Below are 21820 nucleotides of genomic sequence, written 5' to 3' on the forward strand. Positions count from 1 at the left end.
CGTACGGGCACGACAGCCCGACCGTGACCGGCGTCACCTTCGAGGTGCAAGCGGGCGAGGCAGTCGCGCTGATCGGGCCCAACGGCGCAGGCAAGTCGACGCTGCTCCAAGCCCTGCTCGGGCAGCTCAAGCACACCGCCAAGCGGTTCGAGGTGCCCACGGGCGCCGGGCAGATCGGCCTGCTTCCGCAGCGCCAGAGCGTGACCGAAGACTTTCCGGTGACCCTGCAGCAGGTCGTCACGATGGGACGCATTCCGCACCGCGGCATCCTGTGGCCCTCGCGCGACGACCGCTCTGGCGTGCAGCGGGCGCTCGAAGAGGTGGGCCTCTGGAACCTGCGCAAGCGCCGATTCGGCGAGCTCTCGGGCGGCCAGCGCCAGCGCGGGCTCCTGGCTCGCGCGCTCGCGAGCGACCCGAAGCTGATGCTGCTCGACGAGCCCTTCAACGGCCTCGACGCCCCCAGCCGCGAGCAGCTCATCGCCATCGTGCGCAGGCTCAAAGCGCGCGGCGTCGGCTTTCTGATCACGACCCACGACATCGACCTCGCGCGCCAGGTGACCGAGCGCACCCTGCTGCTCAACCAGAAGCAGATCGACTTCGACGAGACCGAGTGCGCGCTCACCCTCGAGCAGGTGCAGCGGGTGTTCGACCACCACGCGGTCGAGATCGACGGGCACACGCTCGCGACTGCCGAGCATCACAATGAGATGCACCACGGCGATGTCCACGGTCGCCCAGAGGATCCCGAGGCGCCGTGATCGACCTCGTGAACCCGTTCGCGCTGCCGTTCATGGCGCGAGCGCTCGTGACACTGCTCGTGCTGGCGGTGGCGGCCGGAACCGTCGGCGTCATCGTCAACCTGCGCAGGCTCGAGTTCATGTCTGACGGCCTGACGCACGCGGTCTTTCCGGGGCTCGTCATCGGCTTCATCGCTGCAGGCAGCCCCGGGCTGCTGCCAGGTGCTCTCGTCGCAGCGCTCATCAGCGCAGTGCTGCTGTCGCTGCTGAGCCGCAGATCCGGCGATCAGAACGTCATCGCGATCGTGCTCACCTCCTTCTTCTCGCTCGGCATCGTGGTCGTCTCGACGATGGACGGATACTCGGGTCAGCTCACCGAGATGCTCTTCGGCCGCCTGCTCTCCGTCACGGATGCCCAGGCCGTCATCACGGCAGTGCTCGTCGCGGCGGCCGTGCTGCTGGTGGCACTCACATGGCGCAAGCAGGTGTTCCGCGCGTTCGACCGCAGCGGTTCGGCAGCAGCCGGCATCCGCACGACGTGGCTCGACATCGCGGCCAACGGCGCTGTGGCCATGTTTGTCGTCGCAGCCGCCGCCGCGGTCGGCACGCTGCTGGTGCTCGCCGTGCTGATCGTGCCCGCCGCATCCGCTCGACTCCTGACGCGCACGATCGCGCCCGCGGTCGTCGTGGCAACTGTGATCGCGGCGCTCGGCAGCTGGCTCGGCCTCAGCCTCTCGTGGCACCTCTCGATTGAGCTCGACGTGCAGGCGGCACCCGGTGCCACCGTGGCCCTCACGCTCGTGGCGCTCTACGCGCTCGCGGTCGTGGCGAGCCTGCTGCTCTCGAAGATCAGGAGGGTGCGCTGATGGACTACTTCACCCGCGCCCTCATCGAAGCCGTGCTCGCAGGCGGCCTCGCCGGCCTGGTCGGCGTCATCGTCGTCGTGCGCGACCGCGCCTTCTTCACGATGTCGCTGACTCACGCGACCTTCCCGGGTGCGGTCGCCGCCGTGCTGCTGGGGATCCCGCCGGTGCTGGGCGCTGCCGCGGCATCCCTGGGTCTGGTCGGCATCGCGAGCGGAATCGGGCGGATGCGCGCACAAGGCGCGTCTGTCGCCTCCGGCATCATGCTCACGACAGGGTTCGCCCTCGGCATGCTTCTGCAGTCGGTCTCGACGACGTCGGTCAATGTCGAGTCGTTCCTGACCGGATCGATCCTCGCCACGAGCAACGGGCAGCTGGTGCTCACGGCGACCGTGCTCGCGGCAAGCGCTCTTGCGCTGCTGCTGTTCGGGCGGCGCGTGGTGTTCGAGAGCTTCGACGCGGCCGGCTACAGGGCTGCCGGGCAGAAGCCCATCGTCATCGAAATGGTCGTGCTGCTCATGATCTCGTCGACCGTCGTCACGCTGATGCCCGTGGTCGGCTCGATTCTCGCGGTGGCGCTGATCGTGGCGCCGGCGGCTGCCGCGAAGCAGCTCACGCGAAGCACGACGGGCATGTTCTTCGTTGCGCCGATCATCGGCATCGCAGCCGGTGTCATCGGGCTTCTGGCGTCGCGTGCGCTCGAAGTGTCAGCCGGAGGCGCGATCACCCTGACGGCCGCACTGATCTACCTGCTGGCGCTTCTGCCGTGGCGCCGCTTTCGAAGTATGGTGAAGACATCGTGACCGAACCACAGAGACGCAAGACCTGGCAGCGCGCTGCCGTGCAGGAGGCGCTCGAGGCGACAGAGGAATTCGTCTCGGCGCAGACCCTGCACGCCCGCATGCGCGACGACGGCTCGCCCATCGGCCTGACCACCGTCTACCGCGCGCTCGCGGCCCTCGCCGAGCACGGTGACGCCGACTCGCTGCAGTCTGAAGGCGAGCAGCTGTATCGCGCGTGCTCGCCGATGCACCACCATCACCTCATCTGCCGTCGCTGCGGACTCACCGTCGAGATCGAGGCAAGCGTCGTCGAGTCGTGGGCGAAGGACGTCGCGACTGAGCACGGGTTCACCGAACCCTCCCACGTGGTCGACGTGTTCGGACTCTGCACAGACTGCTCTCTCCACAGGCACTGATCTCGACAGGCGCTTCACCAGGCAATGCGACTATCTTTGCTGGCATGGACTTACAGAAGCCGAAACGTCAGATCATGGGGCTGCACCCAGCCCTCTTCACCGGTGTCGTCATGCTCACGGTGGTGGCGATCCTCGCCATCGTGCTCGTGTTCACGGGCGACATCGCCGAGCAGGGCGCCCGCGTGTTCTGGACGGTGCTCGCCTTCGCCGTATTCACGGGGCTGCTGGCGCTTGACCTGTCGCTCAGCAGGACGAGCTCGAAGCCGCTGATCATCGGCATCATCGCGGGCAGCTACATGATCATCGTGCTGATGCTCACGATCTGGATGGAGGATCGGCGCAACGAGGATTTCGGCGTCTCATTGGCGACCTTCGAGCTGATCTACATGGTGCCCGTGATCGTGGTGATCACGCGAGCCGCCTGGGCACTCGCGTGGGCCGTGATGGCGATGGGCGAGAAGATCCGCACGTCGGTCGGGCCCGTGTTCGGCGTCGTCACGGCGTCGCTCGTCGGTCTTGCGGGCGTGCTGCTCACCCTGCACTTTCCGCTCGGTCGACTGAGCGTCACCCTCAGCGACTGGTACTGGCGCTCGCTCGTGGCCGTCACGATCCTGGCGGCCCTCGCCTCGTGTGTGCTGATGCTGCTCTACTGGAACCAGCGCAGCACCGATGCCAAGTCGCAGCCGCAGCCCGCGGTGCAGAACCCGCAGGTGCCGCCGATGCAGCAGTACCCGAACCCGCAGCACCCCCAGCAGCAGTACCCCAAGCAGGTGCCGAACCCCCAGATGCAGCAGCACCCGCCTCAGATGCCTCCGCAGCAGCAGTACCCACCGCAGCAGTATCCGCCGCAGCAGTTCCCGCCGCAGCAGTAGGCGCTACTTCTCGGCTGGGTCGGGCGCTTCGGTGTCTCCCTTGTCGAGCGGCCCCTCGACCCGTTCGCCGACGGTCATCGACGCTTCGCCGGAGGCCGCGCGGTCGAAGAGGTTCTTGCCGGGAGGCTGGATGCGCCCGGGCTCGAGCGTGCGGCGCACGTCCTCCGAGGTGACCCTGTCGCCGGGTCCGGTTCTCGCGTCGGTGTACCAGTCGGTGAGAGCGGGGTCGTCGCTGTCGAACCCAGCGCCGGCGCCCTCGTCCTCGGGCACCAGACTGGCACCGAACACGAAGTCGTCGCCGTGCTCGTCGATGCCCTTGCGAACGCCCTGCGCGATTGCGGCTTTCGCGTAGCGGGCTCGGATGATGAAGGGATCGGTGGCGAGATCCTTCGCCCACGAGATCATGACGCCGATCACCACGAAGGCGAATGGCAGGGCAGAGACCACCATGAGCTGTTGCAGCCCGCTCAGCGTCGCCTGACCGCCGGCGACGAGCAGTGCGATGGCGATTATCGCGAGCAGCAGACCCCACAAGATCGTCACCCACTTCGACGGCTCTGGCCTGCCGCTCTGCGACATGGATGCCATGACGATAGAAGCCGAGTCGGCGGCGGTCACGAAGAACACGAGAATGGCGATGAGTGCGATCGCCGAGGTGATCAGCCCCAGGGGCAGTCGCTGCAGCAGCTGGAACAGCACCTCTTCGCTCGTGCCGCCAGACTGCAGGTCTTCGCCCTGCAGGGTCATCCAGATTGCAGTCGACCCGTAGACCACGAACCAGCCGACCACGATCGCCGAGGGCACGAGCACGATCGTCGTGACGAACTCTCGCAGCGTGCGCCCGCGTGAGATCTTTGCGATGAACATGCCGACGAACGGTGTCCACGACACCCACCAGGCCCAGTAGTAGGTCGTCCACGCGCCGAGGAAGTCTGTTGCAATCTGGCCGTCATTGGCGTTGAGCGACAGCATCGGGCCGAGCTGCTGCACGAACTGCACCAGCGAGGCGGGCATGAAGTTGAGAATGAACACCGTGGGACCGACGATGAAGATGAACACCGCGAGGGCACCGGTCAGCGTCATGTTGATGTTCGAGAGCACGCGGATGCCGCGCTTCACGCCGGAGACGGCGGAGGCGATGAAGCAGGCGGCGAGCACCGAGATCGCCCCGATCAGGAACATGTTGCCGAGGTCGCCGATGCCGGTGACGAACGTGAACCCGCTCTGGATCTGCATGGCGCCGATGCCGAGTGAGACGGCGGTGCCGAAGAGCGTGACGATGATCGCGAAGAAGTCGATCAGCTTGCCCATGATGCGGTTCGAGGATCCCGGGAACACCGGCTCGAACAGCGCAGAGATCAGCGGTGCGCGACCGCGCCGGTACGCGCTGTATGCGATCGCACCGCCCACGAGAGCATAGAACGACCAAGCGATGGGCCCCCAGTGCAGAATCGTCTGCGCCAGTGCCGGAAGGGCGGCCTCCTGTGTGCCGCCCGCGATGCCTGTTGTCGACGGGGCCGGCTCAAGGAAGTATGTGAGCGGCTCGAGCGGCCCGTAGAAGAGGAGGCCGATGCCGAGTCCGGCCGCGAACAGCATCGAAATCCATGAGCGAGTCGAGAACTCAGGCTCTTCTTTGTCGGCGCCGAGGCGGATGCCGCCGGTGCGGGAGTACCCGACCACCAGCATGAACAGGAAGATGGCAATGGCGAGGCCACCGAAGAGCCAGCCGAAGTTCGTCGTGACCCACGCCAGGGAGGCGCCTCCCACCTCGGACAGGTTCTCAGGCGCGACGAATGCCCAGACGATGACGGCAACGGTCACCACGACCGCCGCGATGAGCACCGCGAAGTTGGTCGGGAACTTCACACTGGTCTGCTCGACGCCAATGCCGGGGATCAAGCCGGGGTGTGGGGGATTCACCACCTCGCCTGCCTGCTTCAACGCGCGCTTCACTGGCTGATTGGGCTTGCTGCTCTGCTCGTCCATAGTGAATGAGAGTAGCAAGCGGCTGCTAGCAGATCAGTGGTTCCGCTCAGGATGGTTTTCCGGTAAAGTTGCTCGTTGTGACATCCGTCACGGCGTGTTCACTCTGCCGGAAAGCAGAGCGAATTCGCAGGCAAGTGATCTTGGGTGAGCCTTCGGGCTCACGGTAACCCTGGAGGAGAATCATGGCAGCAGTGTGCCAGGTGACCGGAGCGATTCCGTCGTTCGGTCACAGCATCTCGCACTCGCACCGCCGGACGAAGCGCCGCTTCAACCCGAACGTGCAGAAGAAGACGTACTTTGTGCCTTCGCTCGGACGCAGCATCAAGCTGAACGTCTCGGCAAAGGGCATCAAGGTGATCGATGCCCGTGGCATCGAGTCGGTCGTCTCCGAGCTCAAGTCGAAGGGAGTGAAGCTCTAATGGCAAAGAAGGGCCAGGACGTACGTCCTATCATCAAGCTTCGTTCGACCGCGGGCACCGGTTACACCTACGTCACCCGCAAGAACCGTCGCAACAACCCCGATCGCCTTGTGCTGAAGAAGTACGACCCGGTCGTCCGCAAGCACGTTGAATTCCGAGAGGAGCGATAATGGCCAAGAAGAGCATGATCGCCAAGAACGAGCAGCGCAAGGTCATCGTCGCCCGCTACGCTGAGAAGCGCGCAACGCTGAAGAAGCAGCTCGTTGACCCGAACTCCACCGACGAGCAGCGTGAAGAGGCCCGTCTGGGTCTGCAGAAGCTGCCCCGCAACGCATCGCCCGTTCGTGTTCGCAAGCGCGACTCGATCGACGGACGCCCCCGCGGCCACGTCGGTGCATACGGCGTCTCGCGTGTTCGCTTCCGCATGATGGCGCACCGTGGCGAGCTGCCCGGCGTGACCAAGTCAAGCTGGTAAGCACTCGCATCACACAGAAAAGCCCCCGCACAGTGCGGGGGCTTTTCTGTTGGGGCTGTTACGGGGTGACCGTCTCGCCGCCGAATGCGCCGATGACATCGGCGTCGGGAACACCCTTGAGGATGACGACCCAGTTGCCGCCGACCACGAGGCTGTCGCCCTGTGAGCCCTGGAGCAGGCCCTCGAGGAAGCCGGGGGCCTTGGCCTCTACGTCGTTGATCGAAGCGCTCGTGTCAGGCAGCACGACAGCGCTTGCGTAGCTGCCGGTCTCGTCGACGAGGCACGATCCCATCGTGGCGCCGTCGAGGCCGAGTGCCTCTGACTGCTCGCCCACGAGCGATGCGACATCCTGCGTCTGTGTGTCGACGCAGGGCTCGACGGCCGACTCGTACTGCGACAGGAAGTCGTCAGCGTCGGTGAACGTGGTGGCGTCAGTCGCGGTGTCGTCGGTCGTCTCAGTCTCTTCGACCGGCTCGTCTGTTGTGGCCTCAGTCTCTTCGACCGTGGTGGTCTCGGGAGGCGTGGTCTCCTCGTCGGTGCCCGGCTGCATGACGCAGCCTGCGAGGACTGGAATAAGAAGTGCTGAGAGGGCAACCGCAGTTGCGCGCTGTGTGCGACGGCTCATGGTGAATCCTTCGTTCGGTTGTCTCGTACGAATGCGATCGTGCCCCACGAAGCTGTGTGAGATCCGAACGCAACCTGAACGCCAACCTGGGTCAGGCGACCCGAAAAGCCCGAAAAACGGCCGAATTTCGCTGTTTTTGCGGCGTGTCACGGCCTGGTTCACGGTCACAAGGGTCGAAACGGCTAGCTTGGGCGTGGTCAAACCAAGACCACAGTTGTCACGTTCAGGAGGAACACCATGGCTGAGACCATTAACAAGACCACCCTCGTTGCAAACATTGCAGCAGCCACCGGCCAGAACCAGTCGACCGTTGCTTCGGTCATCGACGGTCTGTTCACCGAGATCTCGGGCGCTGTCGCAAAGGGCGACAAGGTCACGATCCCGGGCTTCCTCAGCGCAGAGCGCACCGAGACCGCAGCTCGCACGGGCCGCAACCCGCAGACCGGCGCAGAGATCAAGATCCCTGCTGGCCACCGCGTCAAGCTCACCGCTGGCTCGAAGCTGAAGGCTGCTGTCAAGTAGTCACGCTTTCACAGCATTGAAGGGGTCCGCTTCGGCGGGCCCCTTCTCCTGTGCGGCGGTAGGATTGTCGGGTGTCTAGAGTTCGTCTTCTCATCCCAGCAGCGGCACTGGCTGCCGGACTCGCGGCACTCCTCATCGGTCTCGAGCTGGGCGGAGGCGCGGCACCGATTCCAGCCGGAGACCCCGGTCCACTCGTGCGGTGGGGCTATCCGATCTCTCGATTCTTCCAAGACGCGGGCCTCGCAGTCGCGATCGGCGGCCTGGTGCTCGCGTGCTTCTCGCTGAAGCCCGGCTCTGACAGCTGGAACCGCGTCGCCGACATGGCCGCCGCGGGCTCCGGAGTGGCCACGGTCGCAAGCGCATTCTGCGCATGGCTGTCGTTCCGCACCCTCGTCACCCAGGACCTCTCGGTCGAGACGCAGTTCACCGACGCATTCCTGATGTTCTTCACGCAGATCGAGGCCGGGCAGGTCATGCTGCTGCTCGTCATCTCGCTCGCGCTGCTCACGACACTGCTGATCTCGGTTCGCGGCCACGTCGGCCTCGCCTTCGCGATCGTGCTCTTCGTCGTGCCTCTCGGCGCCATGTCGGCTGCCGGTCACGCGGGCGGCACCGAGTGGCACACGCTCGCGGTCACCGGCATGTTCATCCACATCCTCTTCGCATGCGTGTGGGTCGGCGGCCTCGCGGTGCTGACGATGCTGCGCTTCACCGACAAGCCGGGGTTCACCGCGGTCATCGAGCGCTATTCGACGCTCGCGCTGTTCTCGTTCTTCGCGGTCGCGTTCAGCGGCATCGTGTCGGCGCTCGTGCGCGCCGGCATCGACGGCCTGTTCACGACTTCCTACGGCTGGCTCGCAATCACGAAGGCCGCGCTGCTCGTGGTGCTCGGCCTGTTCGGCGTCTGGCAGCGCCGCCGCATGCTGCCGAGGGCCAAGGAGGGTCGTACGCGCGGCTTCCTCGGCATCGAACTGATGGTCATGCTCGCGACATTCGGCGTATCAGGCGCCCTCGCGCGCACAGAGACCCCTGTGCCCGAGATTCCTGCAACCGGCTTCGACGACCCTGCGCGCATCCTCACCGGCCGCGGCCTACCGCCCGACTTCGAACCCGTGCGGCTCGCGACCGAATGGCTCTTCGACCCGCTGTGGGCGATGGTGTCGGCTGCGATGCTTGTCTTCTACCTCTGGGGCGTGTGGCGCCTGCACCGACGCGGCGACAAGTGGCCCGTGCACCGCACGGTGCTGTGGGTGCTCGGCACGCTGGTCTTCTTCTGGCTGACTTCGGGCGCGCTGAACGTCTACCAGTTCTATTTCTTCTCGTGGCACATGCTGCAGCACATGATGCTCGGCATGCTCGTGCCGGTGCTGCTGGCGCCCGGTGCTCCGATCACCCTGGCGATGCGCACCATCCGCGTTCGAAAGGACGGCTCGCGAGGTTCTCGCGAATGGCTGCTCGACACCGTGCACTCGAAGTACATGGCCGTCGTGTCGTCGCCCATCGTGGCGAGTGCGATCTTCGTGCTGTCGATGTGGATCTTCTACTACACGCCGATGGTCGAGTGGGCGATGGTCAATCACCTCGGCCACATCTGGATGGTGCTGCACTTCACGGCCGCCGGCTACCTGTGGGTGTCGATGCTGCTCGGCGTCGACCCGCAGCCGAAGCCGACGCCGTTTGCGCTGCGCATTCTGCTGATGCTGATCACGATGGCGTTCCACGCGTTCTTCGGGCTGTCGATCATGGTCAACCAGACGCTGATCGCCCCCGAGTACTTCGGCGCGCTCGGCAACGGTGTCGATGCCATCGCAGACCAGACCACGGGCGGCGGCATCGCTTGGTCGGTCGGCGAGATTCCCACACTCATCCTTGCTGTCGTGCTCGTCGTGCTGTGGGCGAAGTCCGACGATCGCGAAGCGAAGCGCTACGACCGCAAGGCGGCACGAGACGGCGATGCCGACCTCAATGCCTACAATCAGATGCTTGAGAGGATGTCGAATCGATGAAGAACCCGGTGAAGCCCGACGAGCAGCAGACACCTGAACAGCTGGCTGAGGTCATGAATGGCCGCGAAGTGCGCTTTCGGTTCGTGCGCCACGGCCAGACCGTCTACAACACCGAGCACCGCATGCAGGGCTGGTCAGACTCGCCCATGACGCCGCTCGGCGATGAGCAGATCGCCATGGTGGGGCAGGCGCTGAAGCGCGTGCCGATCGAGCTGGTGTTCTCGAGTGACCTGCAGCGGTGCCGCACGACCACGCAGGGAATCCTGGATGCGCGTGCCGAGCATCCGCAGCCCGTCTTTCTTGAAGAGCTGCGCGAGTGGAACTTCGGCGGTCATGAGGCGCAGCTGTCGAAGCACGTGTGGGGCAAGCTGATCGAGAAGCACAACATCGAGTTCGACCGCGAGGCCGATGCGATTCGTCAGCTGGGCGAAAAGCTCGGCTGGACGGGCATGTTTGACGGCGTCGCCGAACTCGACGAGACCGGCCAGAGCGAATATGCGGCACAGATCGTGCTGCGTGCTGACCGTGCGCTCACTGCAATGCTGTCCGCGGCAGCGGCCGAGCCGGGCGACGAACTCGTCAATGTGCTGGTCGTGACGCACGGAGGCTTCATCTCGACGCTGCTGCGCCAGCTGATCCCCGAGGTATCGGCCGACTCGATTCTGCCCAACTGCTCTGTTTCGACGGTCGAGCTGCGCGATGGCGCGTGGCAGCTCATCGCGCAGGGCGTGGAGCCACAGGATTTTGCCGCGTAGGAGAGCAGCGAGAAGCTTCGGCGCTTTTCTCACCCAGGCGTCAGGTTTCGCCGTCATGGGCTGGACGACCCTGCTCATCGGCGCGGCGATCATTCCTGACGCGGCTGCTGTGCTCGTCGTGTTCAGCGTCGTGGGGTTGGGGGCGCAGGTCATGGTCACCATGGCCATCGGCTGGCTCGCCGCCGGCAGGCACCGGGTTCGCTCGTGGCCTCGCAGCGTGGTGCAGGCCATCTGCGCCTGGATGCTGATGGGTGTCGTCTTCGGCGGCGCTCTGCTCGGCATCACGGGCGCTGTCGAATTCGACTGGCCGGTCGGTGTGCTGGTCGTGATCGGCGTCGTGGCGCTCGTAGCTTTGGCAACGAGCATCATGGTGTTCGCGGCGGTCGGGCCCTTCTCTGCACCGACGACCCCTCCTGCAACGCTCGAATCGGGGCAGCGTCTTGTGCGCGCATCCGTCACCGCCGTCGCGGGTAGCCACCGCACGTTCTGCGTCGCCGACTTCGAGTACGAGGGGCCTCACGGAGGCATGAGACCGGCTTCGACGATCTCAGGATCGTGGCTGTTTCCCGGTGTATCGTCTGGCGTCATGCTGTGCGACTCGGCCAATCGGCCCATCCGCTTCTACGACCAGGCGCGTGCTCATGCGTAAGCCGCCAATCGCCGCTGCGACCATGGCGTCGTTCTCGGTCGGGCTCGGCACCGCGCTGCTGCTGTCGCTGCTTGACGTGTATGTGCTCATCGGCGCGTTAGTGATGGCGGTCAGTTATCCGCTCGCCGTCGTGCTGACGAGCATGGCGCTCGGCCCGAACAGAGTTCACGGCTGGGTGCTGACACTGCACATCCATGTGCTCGGATCGGTGATGTTCGGTGTCGCCGGTGCCGCGGGGCTTGTCATGGCTGTGCGCTGGAACGAGCTGCACCCGATGCTGATCATTGTGTTGATGGCGGCGGCGGTCGGTTTTGGTGGCTTCGGTTACACCGCAGTGACGTTCTCGGGAGTATTCAACGAGGGGCACAGAACACTGAACGTGCGTGAGCTTGCAGAAGGTCTCGAGGCAGTGAAGGCCGACGTGACCACGGCTGATCCGGGCTTGCGGCTCGGGCTCGAGATCTGTGAAGTCGAGTTTCAGGATCTGCACGACAAGCGTCGCTACGCTCGGCATCTGTCGAGAGGAGAACGCGTGCTGCCGGGTGCTTGGGTGCTGAACGCACCAGACGACCCTGCCCTGCCCATCCGTCTCTATGACTCGCTGCGGGAGAGGCCATGAGTCTCGAACCGCTCAAGCTGAATCACCTCCGGGTCACAGGATCGTTGGCGGTGCCCACTCTGATCGCGATCGCGGGCCTCGGCGTGACGCTCATCGTGATGTCGGCGTTCATGCCGACAGAGCTCTGGCCGCTTGGCATCGGCGGACTGGTGCTGCTGATCGGCGGATGCCCGCTGTCAGTGCAGATGGCGAAGGCCACTCTCGGCGAGTACAGGACGCAGTCGTCGCTTCGCTTTGTGCGTCAGATCATGCCGGTATGGCTGCTCGGATTCGCGACCCTGGGTGCGGGGCTCGTGGCATTGGCGGCATTCTCTGAATCACTCATAGGCCTCGGCGTCACTGCAGCGGCTGTCTGCATCGGCTTCCTCGTCGCGGCGATCGTGGCAGGCATTCGACTTCGACCCTCGCGCTTCGTCACGATGTACTCCCGTGAGGTTCAGCCGGGGCAACTCGTCAGCCCGGCGACCATGCACATCGTCTACGGGCCTCCTGCAGCCCTCGGGGTGGGCCTGGTCGAGTACCGCGACGCCCAGGGGCGGTTGCGATATGTGCGTGACTTTCCGATCGGCGGAAAGAGCCCCGTGAGCGGCTACGTGCTCTATGACGCGCGGCAGCCCGACCGCCCCATCCGATTCGCGCTCGAGTACCGGCACTGAGGATGTCGCTCACTGCTCCTCCCATGGGCTACTGGCGTCGCTGGCGCGTCTCGATGCTCATGCCCGCTCTCGGAGTAATCGGCCTTCTTGCCGTTGCTGTGGTCGTGCCCGCAATCGTGGTGATGCCAGAGTTCTGGCCTGTCTGGCTCGCGATCGCATTCGTCGGCTGCGGAGCCTCAGCCGCAGGGGCTCTCGGCGTCGCCAGAACATCCCTCGGCGCTCACTCCGTGCGCACCGCGTACGGCAGCGTCTGGTGTCTGATGCTGCTCTGGTGGCTGATCGGGGCCGCCTTGGGCGTCGTCGTGGTGACGGTGCTGCAGTGGAAAGAGGCGGCGGGCCTTGGTAGGTTCGGACTCGTTGCGCTCGCGGTCGCGCTTCTTGTGCTCGCGGTTGCTGCGTCTGCGATAGACCCGGTGCTGAAGACGAAGCTCAAGGCCTCAGAGATTCGACCGGGACAGGTCGTGACGCCGGCACGGCTGCACTTCTGGCAGATGTCCTGGAAGTCGGCTGCAATCGGTGTCGTCGAGTTCGCTGACCAGCACGGGCAGAAGCGCTACGCGGTGACGTTGCCTGACAGCGACGGCTCAGCCGATGAGCGTGTCGAGGAGGGGTTCGTGCTCTTCGACGTGACCAGCCCCGAACGCCCTCACCGGTTCGTGAAGGAGTTCGATCCGAACGCGTGACTAGGCGGCGACAGTCTCGCCGACGCGCAGATCGTGGAATTCGAGGCGCAATGTCTCGAGGTCGACTGTCGCGACGGAATTCTGTCGCATGGGCGTCCAGCCTTCGTGGGCGAGGCCCGACGAGGTGAATGCGACCGTGCCATCGACCGCGCGCCGGTACGAGAGCTGGTAGTAGTGGTCGATGTGGTCCAGGGGCAGGTCGTCGCCCAGGTTGGCCTCATCGAATTCATCGGTCGGCAGTGAAGCGCCGTCATTCGCGTGCACCGCGATGAGCTCGCTCTCGCTGAGAACGAGCAGGTTGATCGACGCGCCAGGAAAGCGCTCGCTGACCGACTCGACCGTGGTGATCACCGCATCCGACAGCGTGAGACCTGCGTTCAGCGCACGCGTGATGAGTGCGACCAGCACGGAGGTGTCACTGTCGCCGCCGTGCGGCTCGAGCTCGTCGGTGTTCACGAGCTTCTTGAACTCGGCAACAGGCTTGATTGACCCGTTGTGCGCGAGTGCGAAGCGGTCGGTCACGAACGGATGTGCGTTCTCGAGCGTGCGTGCGATGCCTTCGGTCGCGAGACGCAGATGGGTGAGGCGTGCGGTCGACGGCACGTTGGTGAGCGCAGCGTCGAGCTCGGGGTCGCGGAGACCCGAGTGTGCCGACCTGACCCGCTCGATGCCGTGTTCGCCGAGGAACGCGGTGCCCCATCCGTCAGCGTGCAGGCGCCCCATTCGCTGCCACTCGCTGCAGTTCGCCTCGCCGATGACCTCCTGGGTCGTCGTGGTGACAGGTGCTGCGTAGCCGAGCAGTCGACACATGTGGGGGTTCCTCCTTCGCTCAGACCATCTTCCTCGCTCGCCGCAGGTTTGCCAAGGAGGTGCGTAACTCACTGTCACAATAGGCAGGTGGTTGAACTCTCGGACGAACAGCGCGCGCTGTTCGAGCGCATCGAGAACACGACCGACCACCTCTTCATCACAGGGCGTGCGGGCACCGGAAAATCGACGCTGCTGAACTACCTGGCGTCGCACACGCACAAGCGCATCGTGATCTCGGCCCCCACCGGGGTTGCCGCTCTGAATGTCGGCGGACAGACCATTCACTCACTGCTGAAGCTGCACCTGGGTGTCATCGCCAACTCGTCGCTGCGCCAGAATGACAAGCTGAAGACGCTGCTGCGCGAGCTCGACACTCTCGTGATCGACGAGATATCGATGGTCAACGCCGACCTCATGGATGCCGTCGACCGCTCGCTGCGCCAGGCTCGCGGCACCTACTCAGAGGCGTTCGGTGGCGTGCAGGTCGTGATGTTCGGCGACCCATACCAACTGGCGCCCGTGCCGCCGCGCGACGACGAGAAACTCTACTTCGATGAGCACTACGAGTCGGTGTGGTTCTTCGACGCGAAGGTGTGGCGTGAGACTGAGCTCGATGTGGTCGAGCTCGTGCACATCCACCGGCAGTCAGACATGGAGTTCAAGATGGCACTCAATGCTGTACGCCACGGAACGGTCACGGCTGAGATCGCAGAACTGCTCAACACTCAGGGGCTGCGCCAGCCTCCTGACGACGAGATCCTGACGCTGGCGAGCCGTAACGACACGGTGCGGCGCATCAACGCCCGCGAGCTGGCCCGACTGGGCGGCAAGACGAAGAGCGCGGTCGCCGAGGTCAACGGAGAGTTCGGGCGCTCGCAGTTTCCGGCAGACGAGGTGCTCGAGCTGAAGGTCGGCGCGCAGGTCATGTTTCTTCGCAACGACCCCGAGGGTCGCTGGGTCAACGGCACGTTGGGTCGCGTCGTCGACATCGGACGCACGGTGTGGGTCGACGTCGACGGTGAAGACCACGAGGTCGAGCCGACCGTGTGGGAGAAGTACCGCTACACCTACGCGGCTGAGAAGAAAGAGCTCAAGCGCGAGATCGCTGCCGAGTTCACGCAACTGCCGCTGCGCTTGGCGTGGGCGGTGACCATTCACAAGTCGCAGGGCAAGACCTTCGACCAGGCGATCATCGACCTCGGTTCGCGGGCGTTCAGCCCGGGGCAGACCTACGTCGCGCTCTCACGCCTGACGAGCCTCGACGGGCTCTACCTCACGCGGCCTTTGAAGCCCGCGGACATCATCGTCGACATGCGCGTGCGCAAGTTCATCGTGGATGTGCGAGCCCGGCAGGCGGACGGCCGTCGCGGATGGGGCGAGACGGCAGGGCTGTCGACGCCGTTCTAGCCACTCTGCTTATCGCGGTACTCATACCGCCAGGGCAGCTCGCTCGTGTGCAGGTGGTGCGGGCCGGATGAGACGAGGCCGTGCTCAGGCAGCCCCTTGGTGCGGAACTCCTCTGCGCCCGCTTCGCGTGCTGCAGCGACCGCATCCGCGTACGCCCCGTGTGACCTGAGCAGGGTCAGGGTTACGAAGGTGGGAGGCGCGAGTGTTGCGATGCCGCGCGCGTGGGCGTCGAGGACGCGGGCGGGTGTGCTCCACTTCCAGTCGACGACTTCGTCGGGGCTGGGCACGACGTCGCCCTCTGGCGCCATTGCGAGGAAGAAGTGCGTATCGAATCGGCGCTTGAGCTCCACCGGTGGAATCCAGCGTGACAGCGGAACGAGCGCCTCGGGGTCGACGATGAGCCCGACCTCTTCGTGCACTTCGCGCACGGCTCCGACGCGGGCTCTGGTCTGCTCATCCTCGCCCGGAGCGTCATCGTCGTCGATGCGGCCGCCCGGAAACACCCAGGCGTTCGCGAACGAGCCGCGCGCGGGGCGCTGCATCACGAGCACTTCGAAGCCGGCTTCTGCTTCTCGGCCCAAGATGACGGTGGCTGCAAGCACTGGATCAGTCATACCGCCAGCGTACGATGGTGGGCACCCACACGGAAGGCGACGGATGCGAGGTTCGAGAGTCCCAGCGCGGCTGCGCTCGCTCGCTGACACCGTCAGAGCACAGCGTCGCGTGTCACCGCTGCAGATGCTCAAGACGTCGATCGCGGCAGTGCTGTCGTGGATGGTCGCGGGCCTGCTGCCCTCTGATCAGCCGCCCATCTTCGCTGTCATCGCAGCCATCATCATCGTCGCGCCGAGCGTCAACCAGTCGCTTGCGAAGGTCTTCGAGCGCACCCTCGGCGTTCTGCTCGGTGTCGTCTTGGCCATGGGCGTCGGACTGCTGTTCGGCCAAGGAACATGGGTGATCCTGCTGGCGGTCGTGCTGTCGGTGGTGGTCGCCTGGGCGCTTCGCCTGTCGGTCGCGGCGGGCAACCAGCTGCCGATCAGCGCGATGCTGGTGCTTGCGCTCGGGGCTGCGTCGCCGACCTACTCGGTCGAGCGCATCGTCGAGACGGTCATCGGTGCGATCATCGCGTTCGTCATCAACGCACTCATCGTGCCGCCGGTGCCGCTCGAAGACACGAAGCGCGAGATCCTGACGCTTGCAGAAGAGACCGCCCGGTCGTTCGAGCGGCTGGCTGACGCGAGCATCGGTCGCAAGGGCAGCGAGAAGCCGGGCCTGCTGCTGGTCGAGGTGCGCCTCCTGCGGCCCATGCAGGAGCGCGCCGACGAGGCGGTGTTGGCCGCTGAAGAGTCGCTAGCGCTCAACCCGTTCGCCCGCCGCTATCGCCCGCGCATCAGTGCCATGCGCGACTCCCTTGACGAGCTCGCGCACATCACGGTGCCGCTGATCGGCATGACTCGAGCATTTCGCGACCACTACGACGACGAGCTGACGAGCGAGCCGATGATGCGCGAGATCGCGATCGAAATGCGGCGCATCGCGCACGACATCCGTATGCGCTTCGTCACCCCGCACGAGATCGGGCCAGAAGAGTCGGTCGACACGAAGCCGCTGCTCACCACTCCGCTGATCATGGCGGCGCCCAGCGGAGTGCACTGGATGCTGATCGGATCGCTGCTCGAAGACCTCCGCCGGGTGCACGGGGTCGTGGTGGGTGAAGACGAGCGCTAAAGCTCGGCCGCGATGCGGTCGACGGCCTCTTCGATGATGTCGAAGCGCGTGCCGAAGTTGAAGCGCGCACGGTTCTGGCCGCCTTCGCCGAACGCCTCGCCACTTGAGAGCACGACGCCGCAACGCTTCGCGAGGTCTCCGGCGACTCCGAGGTCGCTGCCCATGGACCCCGGATGCGCGACTGCCGCCGGGTCTGCGAGTGCGGTGTCAGAGAAGTCGAGCCATGCCAGATAGGTGGCCTCTGGCATGCGCATGCCGACCCCGGGCAGCCTCTGGTCGACGAGCTCTGCGACTCGCCTCCTGCGCACATCCAGTGCCGTCATCGTGCTCGCCAGCCACTCGCCGCCATGCTGCAGCGCGGCCAGGTGCGCGGTGGCCGCGACGAGTCCGAGGGTCTTGTCGAGCGCGGTGTCGACGGATGCGAGGGCGGCGGAGGCGTCGGGTCCGGCAATCGAAAGCGATGCGGGCAGGCCTGCCAGGTTGAAGGCCTTCGAAGCGCTGAACACCGCGAAGCCTCGCGGGTCGACGGTCGTGTAGGGCACGTGGGGACGGTCGTAGACAAGCGGAGAGTGGATCTCGTCGCTGATGACCGTGACTCCGTGCAGCGCTGCGAGCTGGGCGAGCTGCTCGAGCTCTACGCGCGTGTGCGCGATGCCGGTGGGATTGTGCGGGTTGGCGATGACCATCGCCGACCCGGGGCCGGCTGCTGTGAACGCACCCTCGATCACCTCGAAATCGAAGCGTCCTTCGGTGCCGAGCGGCGCATCCGCGGTGACTCTTCCCGAGTACTTGATGAAGCTGTAGAACGGCGCGTACACGGGCGGCGTGACGATGACGGTTGCGCCAGGCTCGGTCAGGACCCGCAGCAGTTCGACGATCGCAGGCAGCACGCCGCCGTTGGCACGTGCGCCTGAGACGTCGACGTCGGCGCCCCACTGCGTCTTGGCGAACGCTGCGTAGGCATCGGCGAGCTGGTGGTGGCTGCAGGCGTAGCCCGAGTCTCCGCTGCCGATCGCCTCGTGGACCGCACGCTGCACGGGTTCGGCGAGCTGCACATCCATCTCGGCGATGAAGAGGGGGAGCGCGTCTTCGTCGACGCTCCATTTCACGCTCGTGCGTCTGCGCAGCTGATCGCGAGTGAACACCTCGAACGGATCAGTTATGGCAACGGCGCTAGTCATAAGGCTTGATTCTATCCTGGGACACGCAGGCGGTTCAAGGTGCATAGTCTTGTGTCATGACTCGAGTGACTTTTGCATCCGGCAGCGCTGCCGAGACCGCCCGCGTGCTGCACGTGCTGCCCGAAGCCGTCATCACAGATGTGACGCCCTTTCACCCCGTTGACCACACCTGGCCCGACCAGCCGGGCGACACCGGAACATTGTCAGGCTCCGCCGTGCATAACACCGTCATGGCCGCCCGCGGAGAAGAAGGCACATGGCATCTCGGATCGTCGATTCCGGTGAAGCGCGGCACCGAGGGCTGGGAGTGGGCGGTTGCTCATGTGCTCGACGCTGCGCCCGTGGTCACCGAGGGCGATGCAGTGCAGCTCGAGGTCGACACCGAGCGACGTGATGCGCTCTCGGCCGGACACACCGCCTGCCATCTCGCCTCGCTTGCACTGGACGCCGCGCTCGCGGAGTTCTGGAGCAAAGAGACCCGCAGTGACCCTCTCGGCAACCCCGACTTCGAGTCGGCTGCCAATCAGACCTCGTTCATCGAGCTCGACGGCGCTGCCGACGAATACCGAATGGGCAAGAGCCTGCGCAAGAAGGGCGTCGACGTCGCTGGCATCGTCGAAGCGCTGCCCACGATCGCAGATGCGGTCAACGCGCAGCTGGCCGACTGGGTCGCAGCGGATGCGCCAGTGCGGATCGAGGCCGAAGGCGACACCATCACAGACATGCGGCGGTGGGTGTGCGATCTGCCCGAGGGCAGCGCATCCTTGCCGTGCGGAGGCACGCACGTGACGTCGACGGGGCAGCTCGGTGCTGTGACCGTGACGCTGGACGCGCCCGACCCTCAGACGCTGGTCATGCGGACGAGCGTCAGTCGCGATCGCTGAAGTCGAGCAGATTCATGACGTGGTAGACGACCAGTGTCGCCAAGGTGCCGAGCACGATGCCGCTGAACTCCATGTCGCCGAGCTGCATCGCGAAGGGCGCAATCGCCACGATGAGACCGATGCCGGCGGTGAACTGGTTCTTCGGCTTTGAGAAGTCGACGCCGTTCTCGACGTACATGCGGATGCCGATGATGCCGATCAGGCCGTAGAGCGCAGTTGTGACGCCGCCGAGCACACCAGCCGGGACCGCCGCGATGATCGCGCCGACCATGGGCGAGAGGCCCAGCAGGATCGCCACGATCGCGGCGACCCAGTACGCGGCGGTTGAGGTGACCTTGGTGGCGCTCATGACGCCGATGTTCTCGCCGTACGTGGTGGTGGCCGAGCCGCCGCCCGAGCCAGCGATGACGGTCGCGAGGCCGTCCGCCATGAGAGCGCGGCCCGTGAGGTGGTCGAGGTCGCGGCCGACAAGCTGGCCAACGCCCTTGACGTGGCCGATGTTCTCGGCAAGCAGCGGCAGCACGACGGGCAGGAACATCAGGTACAGCGGCAGAGCGTCGAGGCTGAATGTCGGGGTGTGGAACTCGGGCAGGCCGATGAGGGGCTTGTCTGCGACGGCGCTCCAGTCGACCTCGCCGGTGAAGGCGGCGATGACGTAGCCCGCGATGACGCCGATGAGGATCGAGAGCCTGCGCACCATGCCTCGGCCGAGCACCGTCACGAGGATGATGATCGACAGGGTTGCGAGCGCGATCCAGGGTGAAGCAGCGAAGTTGTCTCGGGCGGCGGGGGCCAGGTTGAAGCCGATGAGGGCGACGACCGTGCCGGCCACGACGGGCGGCATGAGCATCTGAATCCAGGTCGCCCCGGCGAAGTGCACGATCGCACCGACGAGGATGACGGTGGCGCCGACCACGATGATGCCGCCGAGAGCGACGCCCATGCCGCCCTTGTCGGCTGTCATCGCCACTGAGATCGGCACGAGGAACGCGAACGACGAGCCGAGGTAGCTCGGCATGCGGTTATTCGTGATCAGCAGGAAGAGGATCGTGCCGATGCCTGAGAAGAACAGTGTCGTCGCAGGCGGAAAGCCCGTGATGACCGGCACGATGAACGTGGCGCCGAACATGGCGACGACGTGCTGGCCGCCGAGACCGATGGTCTTGGCCCAGTTGAGTCGCTCTTCGGGAAGGACGATGCCGTCGCCGTCGTCGTGACGGTAACGCCAGGGGAGGCTCATGCTTTGCGCTCGAGCAGGCCGGTGTCGACGTCGTACACGAAACCGGCGACCTTGATGCGGCCACCGATCACGGGGTGGGTCTCGACGCGGTGCACGTCTTCGGCGAGCGTCGCCTCAGGGTCGCTGATGGCGCCGAGGTCCATCCAGGTGATGTCCTGGCCTGACGCTTCGGTGATGCTGTCTTTGAGCTCCTGCTCGCTCGACGATGCCATCGCGCACCGGGTGTGCTGCACGACGAGCACGCGGTCGACCTTGAGCAGGTTGACGCCGAGCACCAGCGCGACGAGCACTCGTCCGGTCACGCGGCCGCCGGGGTTGCGCAGGATCTTCGCCTCGCCGGGCTTGAGGCCGATCATGCCGATCGGGTCGAGACGTGAATCCATGCAGGTGACGACGGCGACGCCCTTCTGCGCGATGCCGTCGAAGCCCTGCATGTCAAACGTCTCGGCGTATTCGCGGTTCGCAGCGAGCAGGTCGTCGAAAGCATCATCCATGAAAATCACAATACTCCGGCACACTTGTTGCCATGCACATCAACGAGACTGCAGCCCAGATCGACGAGATCAACCGCCGCTATGCCGAGATCTACGGTTTCGAGCGCACGAGCGACTGGCTGATGCTCAAGGTGCAGGAGGAACTCGGCGAGGTCGCCGACGCCTACCTCGGCATGACCGGCCGGCAGCGCGACAAGGGGCAGGGCGCTGGGGGTGGAGCGGATGCGCGCGAGCGTTTCGCACTCGAGCTCGCCGATGCGGCGGGGCTGCTGATGGCGCTTGCGCACAACGAGGGCGTCGACCTCGAGCGTGCGATCGATGCGAAGTGGCTTGTGTGGAACCGTCGCGAGCACCAGCGCGACGAAGACCTCACTGACGAGGAGCGCGCGATGCCAGGCGAGACGTACCGTCAGTCAGACTGACTGCCGGGCAGGACTATTGCCGCCGGTGACGGTTCGGGTTCGGTTCTTCGAATCTGCCCCATGGGGTCGGTCCATTCCAGCACTCCGGGTGCTGCCTGTCTGACTTTCCAGCCTTCGTCGGGGCCCAGTCTGTGCTTTAACGTGTGGTGATGTCGACAGAGACAGGCGAGATTGTCGGGCGTTGTCTTGCCGCCGTGTTGCCAGTCCTTGGTGTGATCGACATCTGCATGTTTCGCGACTCGTGAGCACCCGGGGAATCGGCAGGTTCTGTCTCGGTGCTGAATGAACCTGCGTAGCGATGCCGACGGCGCGTAGACATCGGCGGTGACGGCGACCCCGGTGACCGGATGCGTGAACAACCTGGTCCAGGAGGTGACTGACCCAGCGAGCATGAGGGCGGTGTCGTCGTCGACGAGTTGCCCTGCCGGAAGCTCCGCGCGACCCGTCTCCTGATCCGTGAGCATCGTCGCAGGCATCGTGACAACGATCTCGGCTTTGATGTTGTCCAACCACCCGCTGTCGCAGGTGCCCGTAAGGATCACCGCTGCCGCGGTGTCTGCCATGTACTGGTGCATGCCGCGAGGGTCAT

Annotated in this window: 27 protein-coding genes and 1 pseudogene; 19 read left to right on the forward strand and 9 right to left on the reverse strand. The window is 65.3% G+C overall.

Features of this window, described 5'->3' with window-relative positions; all coding sequences use genetic code 11:
* Positions 1-23: 23 nt before the first annotated feature.
* From CZ674_RS00475 to CZ674_RS14070, 5 genes are read left to right on the forward strand one after another with little or no spacing between them, the layout of a single operon-like run.
* On the forward strand, positions 24-758 hold the full coding sequence (locus tag CZ674_RS00475; RefSeq protein ID WP_159456844.1) for a metal ABC transporter ATP-binding protein: 735 nt from the start codon (positions 24-26) through the stop codon (positions 756-758).
* The gene (locus CZ674_RS00480) at positions 755-1603 is read left to right on the forward strand and encodes a metal ABC transporter permease (protein ID WP_234988348.1); all 849 of its coding nucleotides are present in this window, start codon (positions 755-757) and stop codon (positions 1601-1603) included. The genes CZ674_RS00475 and CZ674_RS00480 overlap by 4 nt, the downstream gene beginning before the upstream one ends.
* The gene (locus tag CZ674_RS00485) at positions 1603-2403 is read left to right on the forward strand and encodes a metal ABC transporter permease (RefSeq protein ID WP_086990020.1); all 801 of its coding nucleotides are present in this window, start codon (positions 1603-1605) and stop codon (positions 2401-2403) included. The genes CZ674_RS00480 and CZ674_RS00485 overlap by 1 nt, the downstream gene beginning before the upstream one ends.
* Positions 2400-2798 carry a Fur family transcriptional regulator gene (locus CZ674_RS00490; RefSeq protein WP_086990022.1) on the forward strand — a complete coding sequence of 133 codons (399 nt, stop codon included), beginning with the start codon at positions 2400-2402 and terminating at the stop codon, positions 2796-2798. The genes CZ674_RS00485 and CZ674_RS00490 overlap by 4 nt, the downstream gene beginning before the upstream one ends.
* Positions 2799-2842: 44 nt before the next feature.
* On the forward strand, positions 2843-3670 hold the full coding sequence (locus CZ674_RS14070; RefSeq protein ID WP_159456845.1) for a hypothetical protein: 828 nt from the start codon (positions 2843-2845) through the stop codon (positions 3668-3670).
* A gap of 3 nt (positions 3671-3673) precedes the next feature.
* Here CZ674_RS14070 and CZ674_RS00500 read toward each other — a convergent pair whose 3' ends face one another.
* Positions 3674-5656: a BCCT family transporter gene (locus tag CZ674_RS00500; RefSeq protein WP_086990027.1), complete on the reverse strand. Its 1983-nt coding sequence runs from the start codon at positions 5654-5656 to the stop codon at positions 3674-3676.
* A gap of 182 nt (positions 5657-5838) precedes the next feature.
* Between CZ674_RS00500 and rpmB the strand changes: the two genes are divergently transcribed.
* Genes rpmB through rpsN form a run of 3 tightly spaced genes read left to right on the forward strand, consistent with a single transcriptional unit; the run spans position 5839 to position 6550 of the window.
* Positions 5839-6075, forward strand: coding sequence for a 50S ribosomal protein L28 (gene rpmB, locus CZ674_RS00505; protein ID WP_086990030.1), 237 nt, complete (start codon positions 5839-5841; stop codon positions 6073-6075).
* Positions 6075-6245, forward strand: a complete 171-nt coding sequence (gene rpmG / locus CZ674_RS00510; RefSeq protein WP_086990033.1) for a 50S ribosomal protein L33 — start codon at positions 6075-6077, stop codon at positions 6243-6245. The genes rpmB and rpmG overlap by 1 nt, the downstream gene beginning before the upstream one ends.
* Entirely contained in the window at positions 6245-6550 is a 306-nt protein-coding gene (rpsN, locus tag CZ674_RS00515; protein WP_086990036.1) for a 30S ribosomal protein S14, read from the forward strand. Before rpmG ends, rpsN begins: the two co-directional genes overlap by 1 nt.
* A 58-nt stretch (positions 6551-6608) precedes the next feature.
* On the opposite strand, the gene CZ674_RS00520 is transcribed toward rpsN, so the two are convergent.
* A complete protein-coding gene (locus CZ674_RS00520) occupies positions 6609-7175 on the reverse strand; it encodes a hypothetical protein (RefSeq protein ID WP_086990039.1) in 567 nt (188 codons plus the stop codon).
* Positions 7176-7412: 237 nt separating this feature from the next.
* On the opposite strand from CZ674_RS00520, the gene CZ674_RS00525 reads away from it, so the two are divergent.
* The 7 genes from CZ674_RS00525 to CZ674_RS00555 all read left to right on the forward strand — a co-directional run bounded on the left by CZ674_RS00525 (position 7413) and on the right by CZ674_RS00555 (position 13065).
* Positions 7413-7697, forward strand: a complete 285-nt coding sequence (locus CZ674_RS00525) for an HU family DNA-binding protein (RefSeq protein ID WP_086990041.1) — start codon at positions 7413-7415, stop codon at positions 7695-7697.
* A gap of 71 nt (positions 7698-7768) precedes the next feature.
* Positions 7769-9703, forward strand: a complete 1935-nt coding sequence (locus CZ674_RS00530) for a cytochrome c oxidase assembly protein (protein ID WP_086990044.1) — start codon at positions 7769-7771, stop codon at positions 9701-9703.
* The gene (locus tag CZ674_RS00535) at positions 9700-10458 is read left to right on the forward strand and encodes a histidine phosphatase family protein (RefSeq protein WP_086990047.1); all 759 of its coding nucleotides are present in this window, start codon (positions 9700-9702) and stop codon (positions 10456-10458) included. Before CZ674_RS00530 ends, CZ674_RS00535 begins: the two co-directional genes overlap by 4 nt.
* A gap of 55 nt (positions 10459-10513) precedes the next feature.
* Positions 10514-11107: a hypothetical protein gene (locus tag CZ674_RS00540; protein ID WP_086990050.1), complete on the forward strand. Its 594-nt coding sequence runs from the start codon at positions 10514-10516 to the stop codon at positions 11105-11107.
* Entirely contained in the window at positions 11100-11726 is a 627-nt protein-coding gene (locus CZ674_RS00545) for a hypothetical protein (RefSeq protein ID WP_086990054.1), read from the forward strand. The genes CZ674_RS00540 and CZ674_RS00545 overlap by 8 nt, the downstream gene beginning before the upstream one ends.
* Positions 11723-12382: a hypothetical protein gene (locus tag CZ674_RS00550; RefSeq protein WP_086990057.1), complete on the forward strand. Its 660-nt coding sequence runs from the start codon at positions 11723-11725 to the stop codon at positions 12380-12382. The genes CZ674_RS00545 and CZ674_RS00550 overlap by 4 nt, the downstream gene beginning before the upstream one ends.
* 2 nt (positions 12383-12384) lie before the next feature.
* The gene (locus CZ674_RS00555) at positions 12385-13065 is read left to right on the forward strand and encodes a hypothetical protein (RefSeq protein WP_086990059.1); all 681 of its coding nucleotides are present in this window, start codon (positions 12385-12387) and stop codon (positions 13063-13065) included.
* On the opposite strand, the gene CZ674_RS00560 is transcribed toward CZ674_RS00555, so the two are convergent.
* Positions 13066-13875, reverse strand: a complete 810-nt coding sequence (locus CZ674_RS00560; RefSeq protein ID WP_086990062.1) for a class II glutamine amidotransferase — start codon at positions 13873-13875, stop codon at positions 13066-13068.
* A gap of 87 nt (positions 13876-13962) precedes the next feature.
* Between CZ674_RS00560 and CZ674_RS00565 the strand changes: the two genes are divergently transcribed.
* Positions 13963-15282, forward strand: coding sequence for an ATP-dependent DNA helicase (locus tag CZ674_RS00565; RefSeq protein ID WP_086990066.1), 1320 nt, complete (start codon positions 13963-13965; stop codon positions 15280-15282).
* Here CZ674_RS00565 and CZ674_RS00570 read toward each other — a convergent pair.
* A complete protein-coding gene (locus CZ674_RS00570; protein ID WP_086990258.1) occupies positions 15279-15896 on the reverse strand; it encodes an NUDIX hydrolase in 618 nt (205 codons plus the stop codon). The two genes, CZ674_RS00565 and CZ674_RS00570, sit on opposite strands and share 4 nt — an antisense overlap.
* Positions 15897-15939: 43 nt before the next feature.
* On the opposite strand from CZ674_RS00570, the gene CZ674_RS00575 reads away from it, so the two are divergent.
* Positions 15940-17010 (forward strand): FUSC family protein, encoded by a 1071-nt coding sequence (locus tag CZ674_RS00575; RefSeq protein WP_159456846.1) that lies wholly within the window; start codon positions 15940-15942, stop codon positions 17008-17010.
* Here CZ674_RS00575 and CZ674_RS00580 read toward each other — a convergent pair.
* The gene (locus CZ674_RS00580; RefSeq protein ID WP_159456847.1) at positions 17007-18191 is read right to left on the reverse strand and encodes a MalY/PatB family protein; all 1185 of its coding nucleotides are present in this window, start codon (positions 18189-18191) and stop codon (positions 17007-17009) included. The genes CZ674_RS00575 and CZ674_RS00580 overlap by 4 nt on opposite strands.
* Positions 18192-18247: 56 nt before the next feature.
* On the opposite strand from CZ674_RS00580, the gene CZ674_RS00585 reads away from it, so the two are divergent.
* On the forward strand, positions 18248-19075 hold the full coding sequence (locus CZ674_RS00585; protein WP_086990073.1) for an alanyl-tRNA editing protein: 828 nt from the start codon (positions 18248-18250) through the stop codon (positions 19073-19075).
* On the opposite strand, the gene CZ674_RS00590 is transcribed toward CZ674_RS00585, so the two are convergent.
* Together CZ674_RS00590 and CZ674_RS00595 are read right to left on the reverse strand one after the other, a co-directional pair.
* Positions 19059-20315, reverse strand: a complete 1257-nt coding sequence (locus CZ674_RS00590; protein WP_086990076.1) for a uracil-xanthine permease family protein — start codon at positions 20313-20315, stop codon at positions 19059-19061. The genes CZ674_RS00585 and CZ674_RS00590 overlap by 17 nt on opposite strands.
* A complete protein-coding gene (locus tag CZ674_RS00595; protein WP_086990078.1) occupies positions 20312-20809 on the reverse strand; it encodes a beta-class carbonic anhydrase in 498 nt (165 codons plus the stop codon). Before CZ674_RS00595 ends, CZ674_RS00590 begins: the two co-directional genes overlap by 4 nt.
* A 32-nt stretch (positions 20810-20841) precedes the next feature.
* On the opposite strand from CZ674_RS00595, the gene CZ674_RS00600 reads away from it, so the two are divergent.
* Entirely contained in the window at positions 20842-21231 is a 390-nt protein-coding gene (locus CZ674_RS00600; RefSeq protein ID WP_086990081.1) for a nucleoside triphosphate pyrophosphohydrolase family protein, read from the forward strand.
* Here the strand turns inward: CZ674_RS00600 and CZ674_RS14475 are convergent.
* Together CZ674_RS14475 and CZ674_RS14480 are read right to left on the reverse strand one after the other, a co-directional pair.
* A complete protein-coding gene (locus CZ674_RS14475; protein WP_268802374.1) occupies positions 21219-21515 on the reverse strand; it encodes an HNH endonuclease signature motif containing protein in 297 nt (98 codons plus the stop codon). The genes CZ674_RS00600 and CZ674_RS14475 overlap by 13 nt on opposite strands.
* A pseudogene (locus CZ674_RS14480) lies at positions 21513-21809 on the reverse strand (hypothetical protein); the annotation flags it as partial. The pseudogene CZ674_RS14480 and the gene CZ674_RS14475, both read right to left, overlap by 3 nt.
* Positions 21810-21820 lie beyond the last annotated feature (11 nt).

Source organism: Agrococcus casei LMG 22410, from assembly GCF_900163565.1.
Lineage (GTDB): Bacteria > Actinomycetota > Actinomycetes > Actinomycetales > Microbacteriaceae > Agrococcus > Agrococcus casei.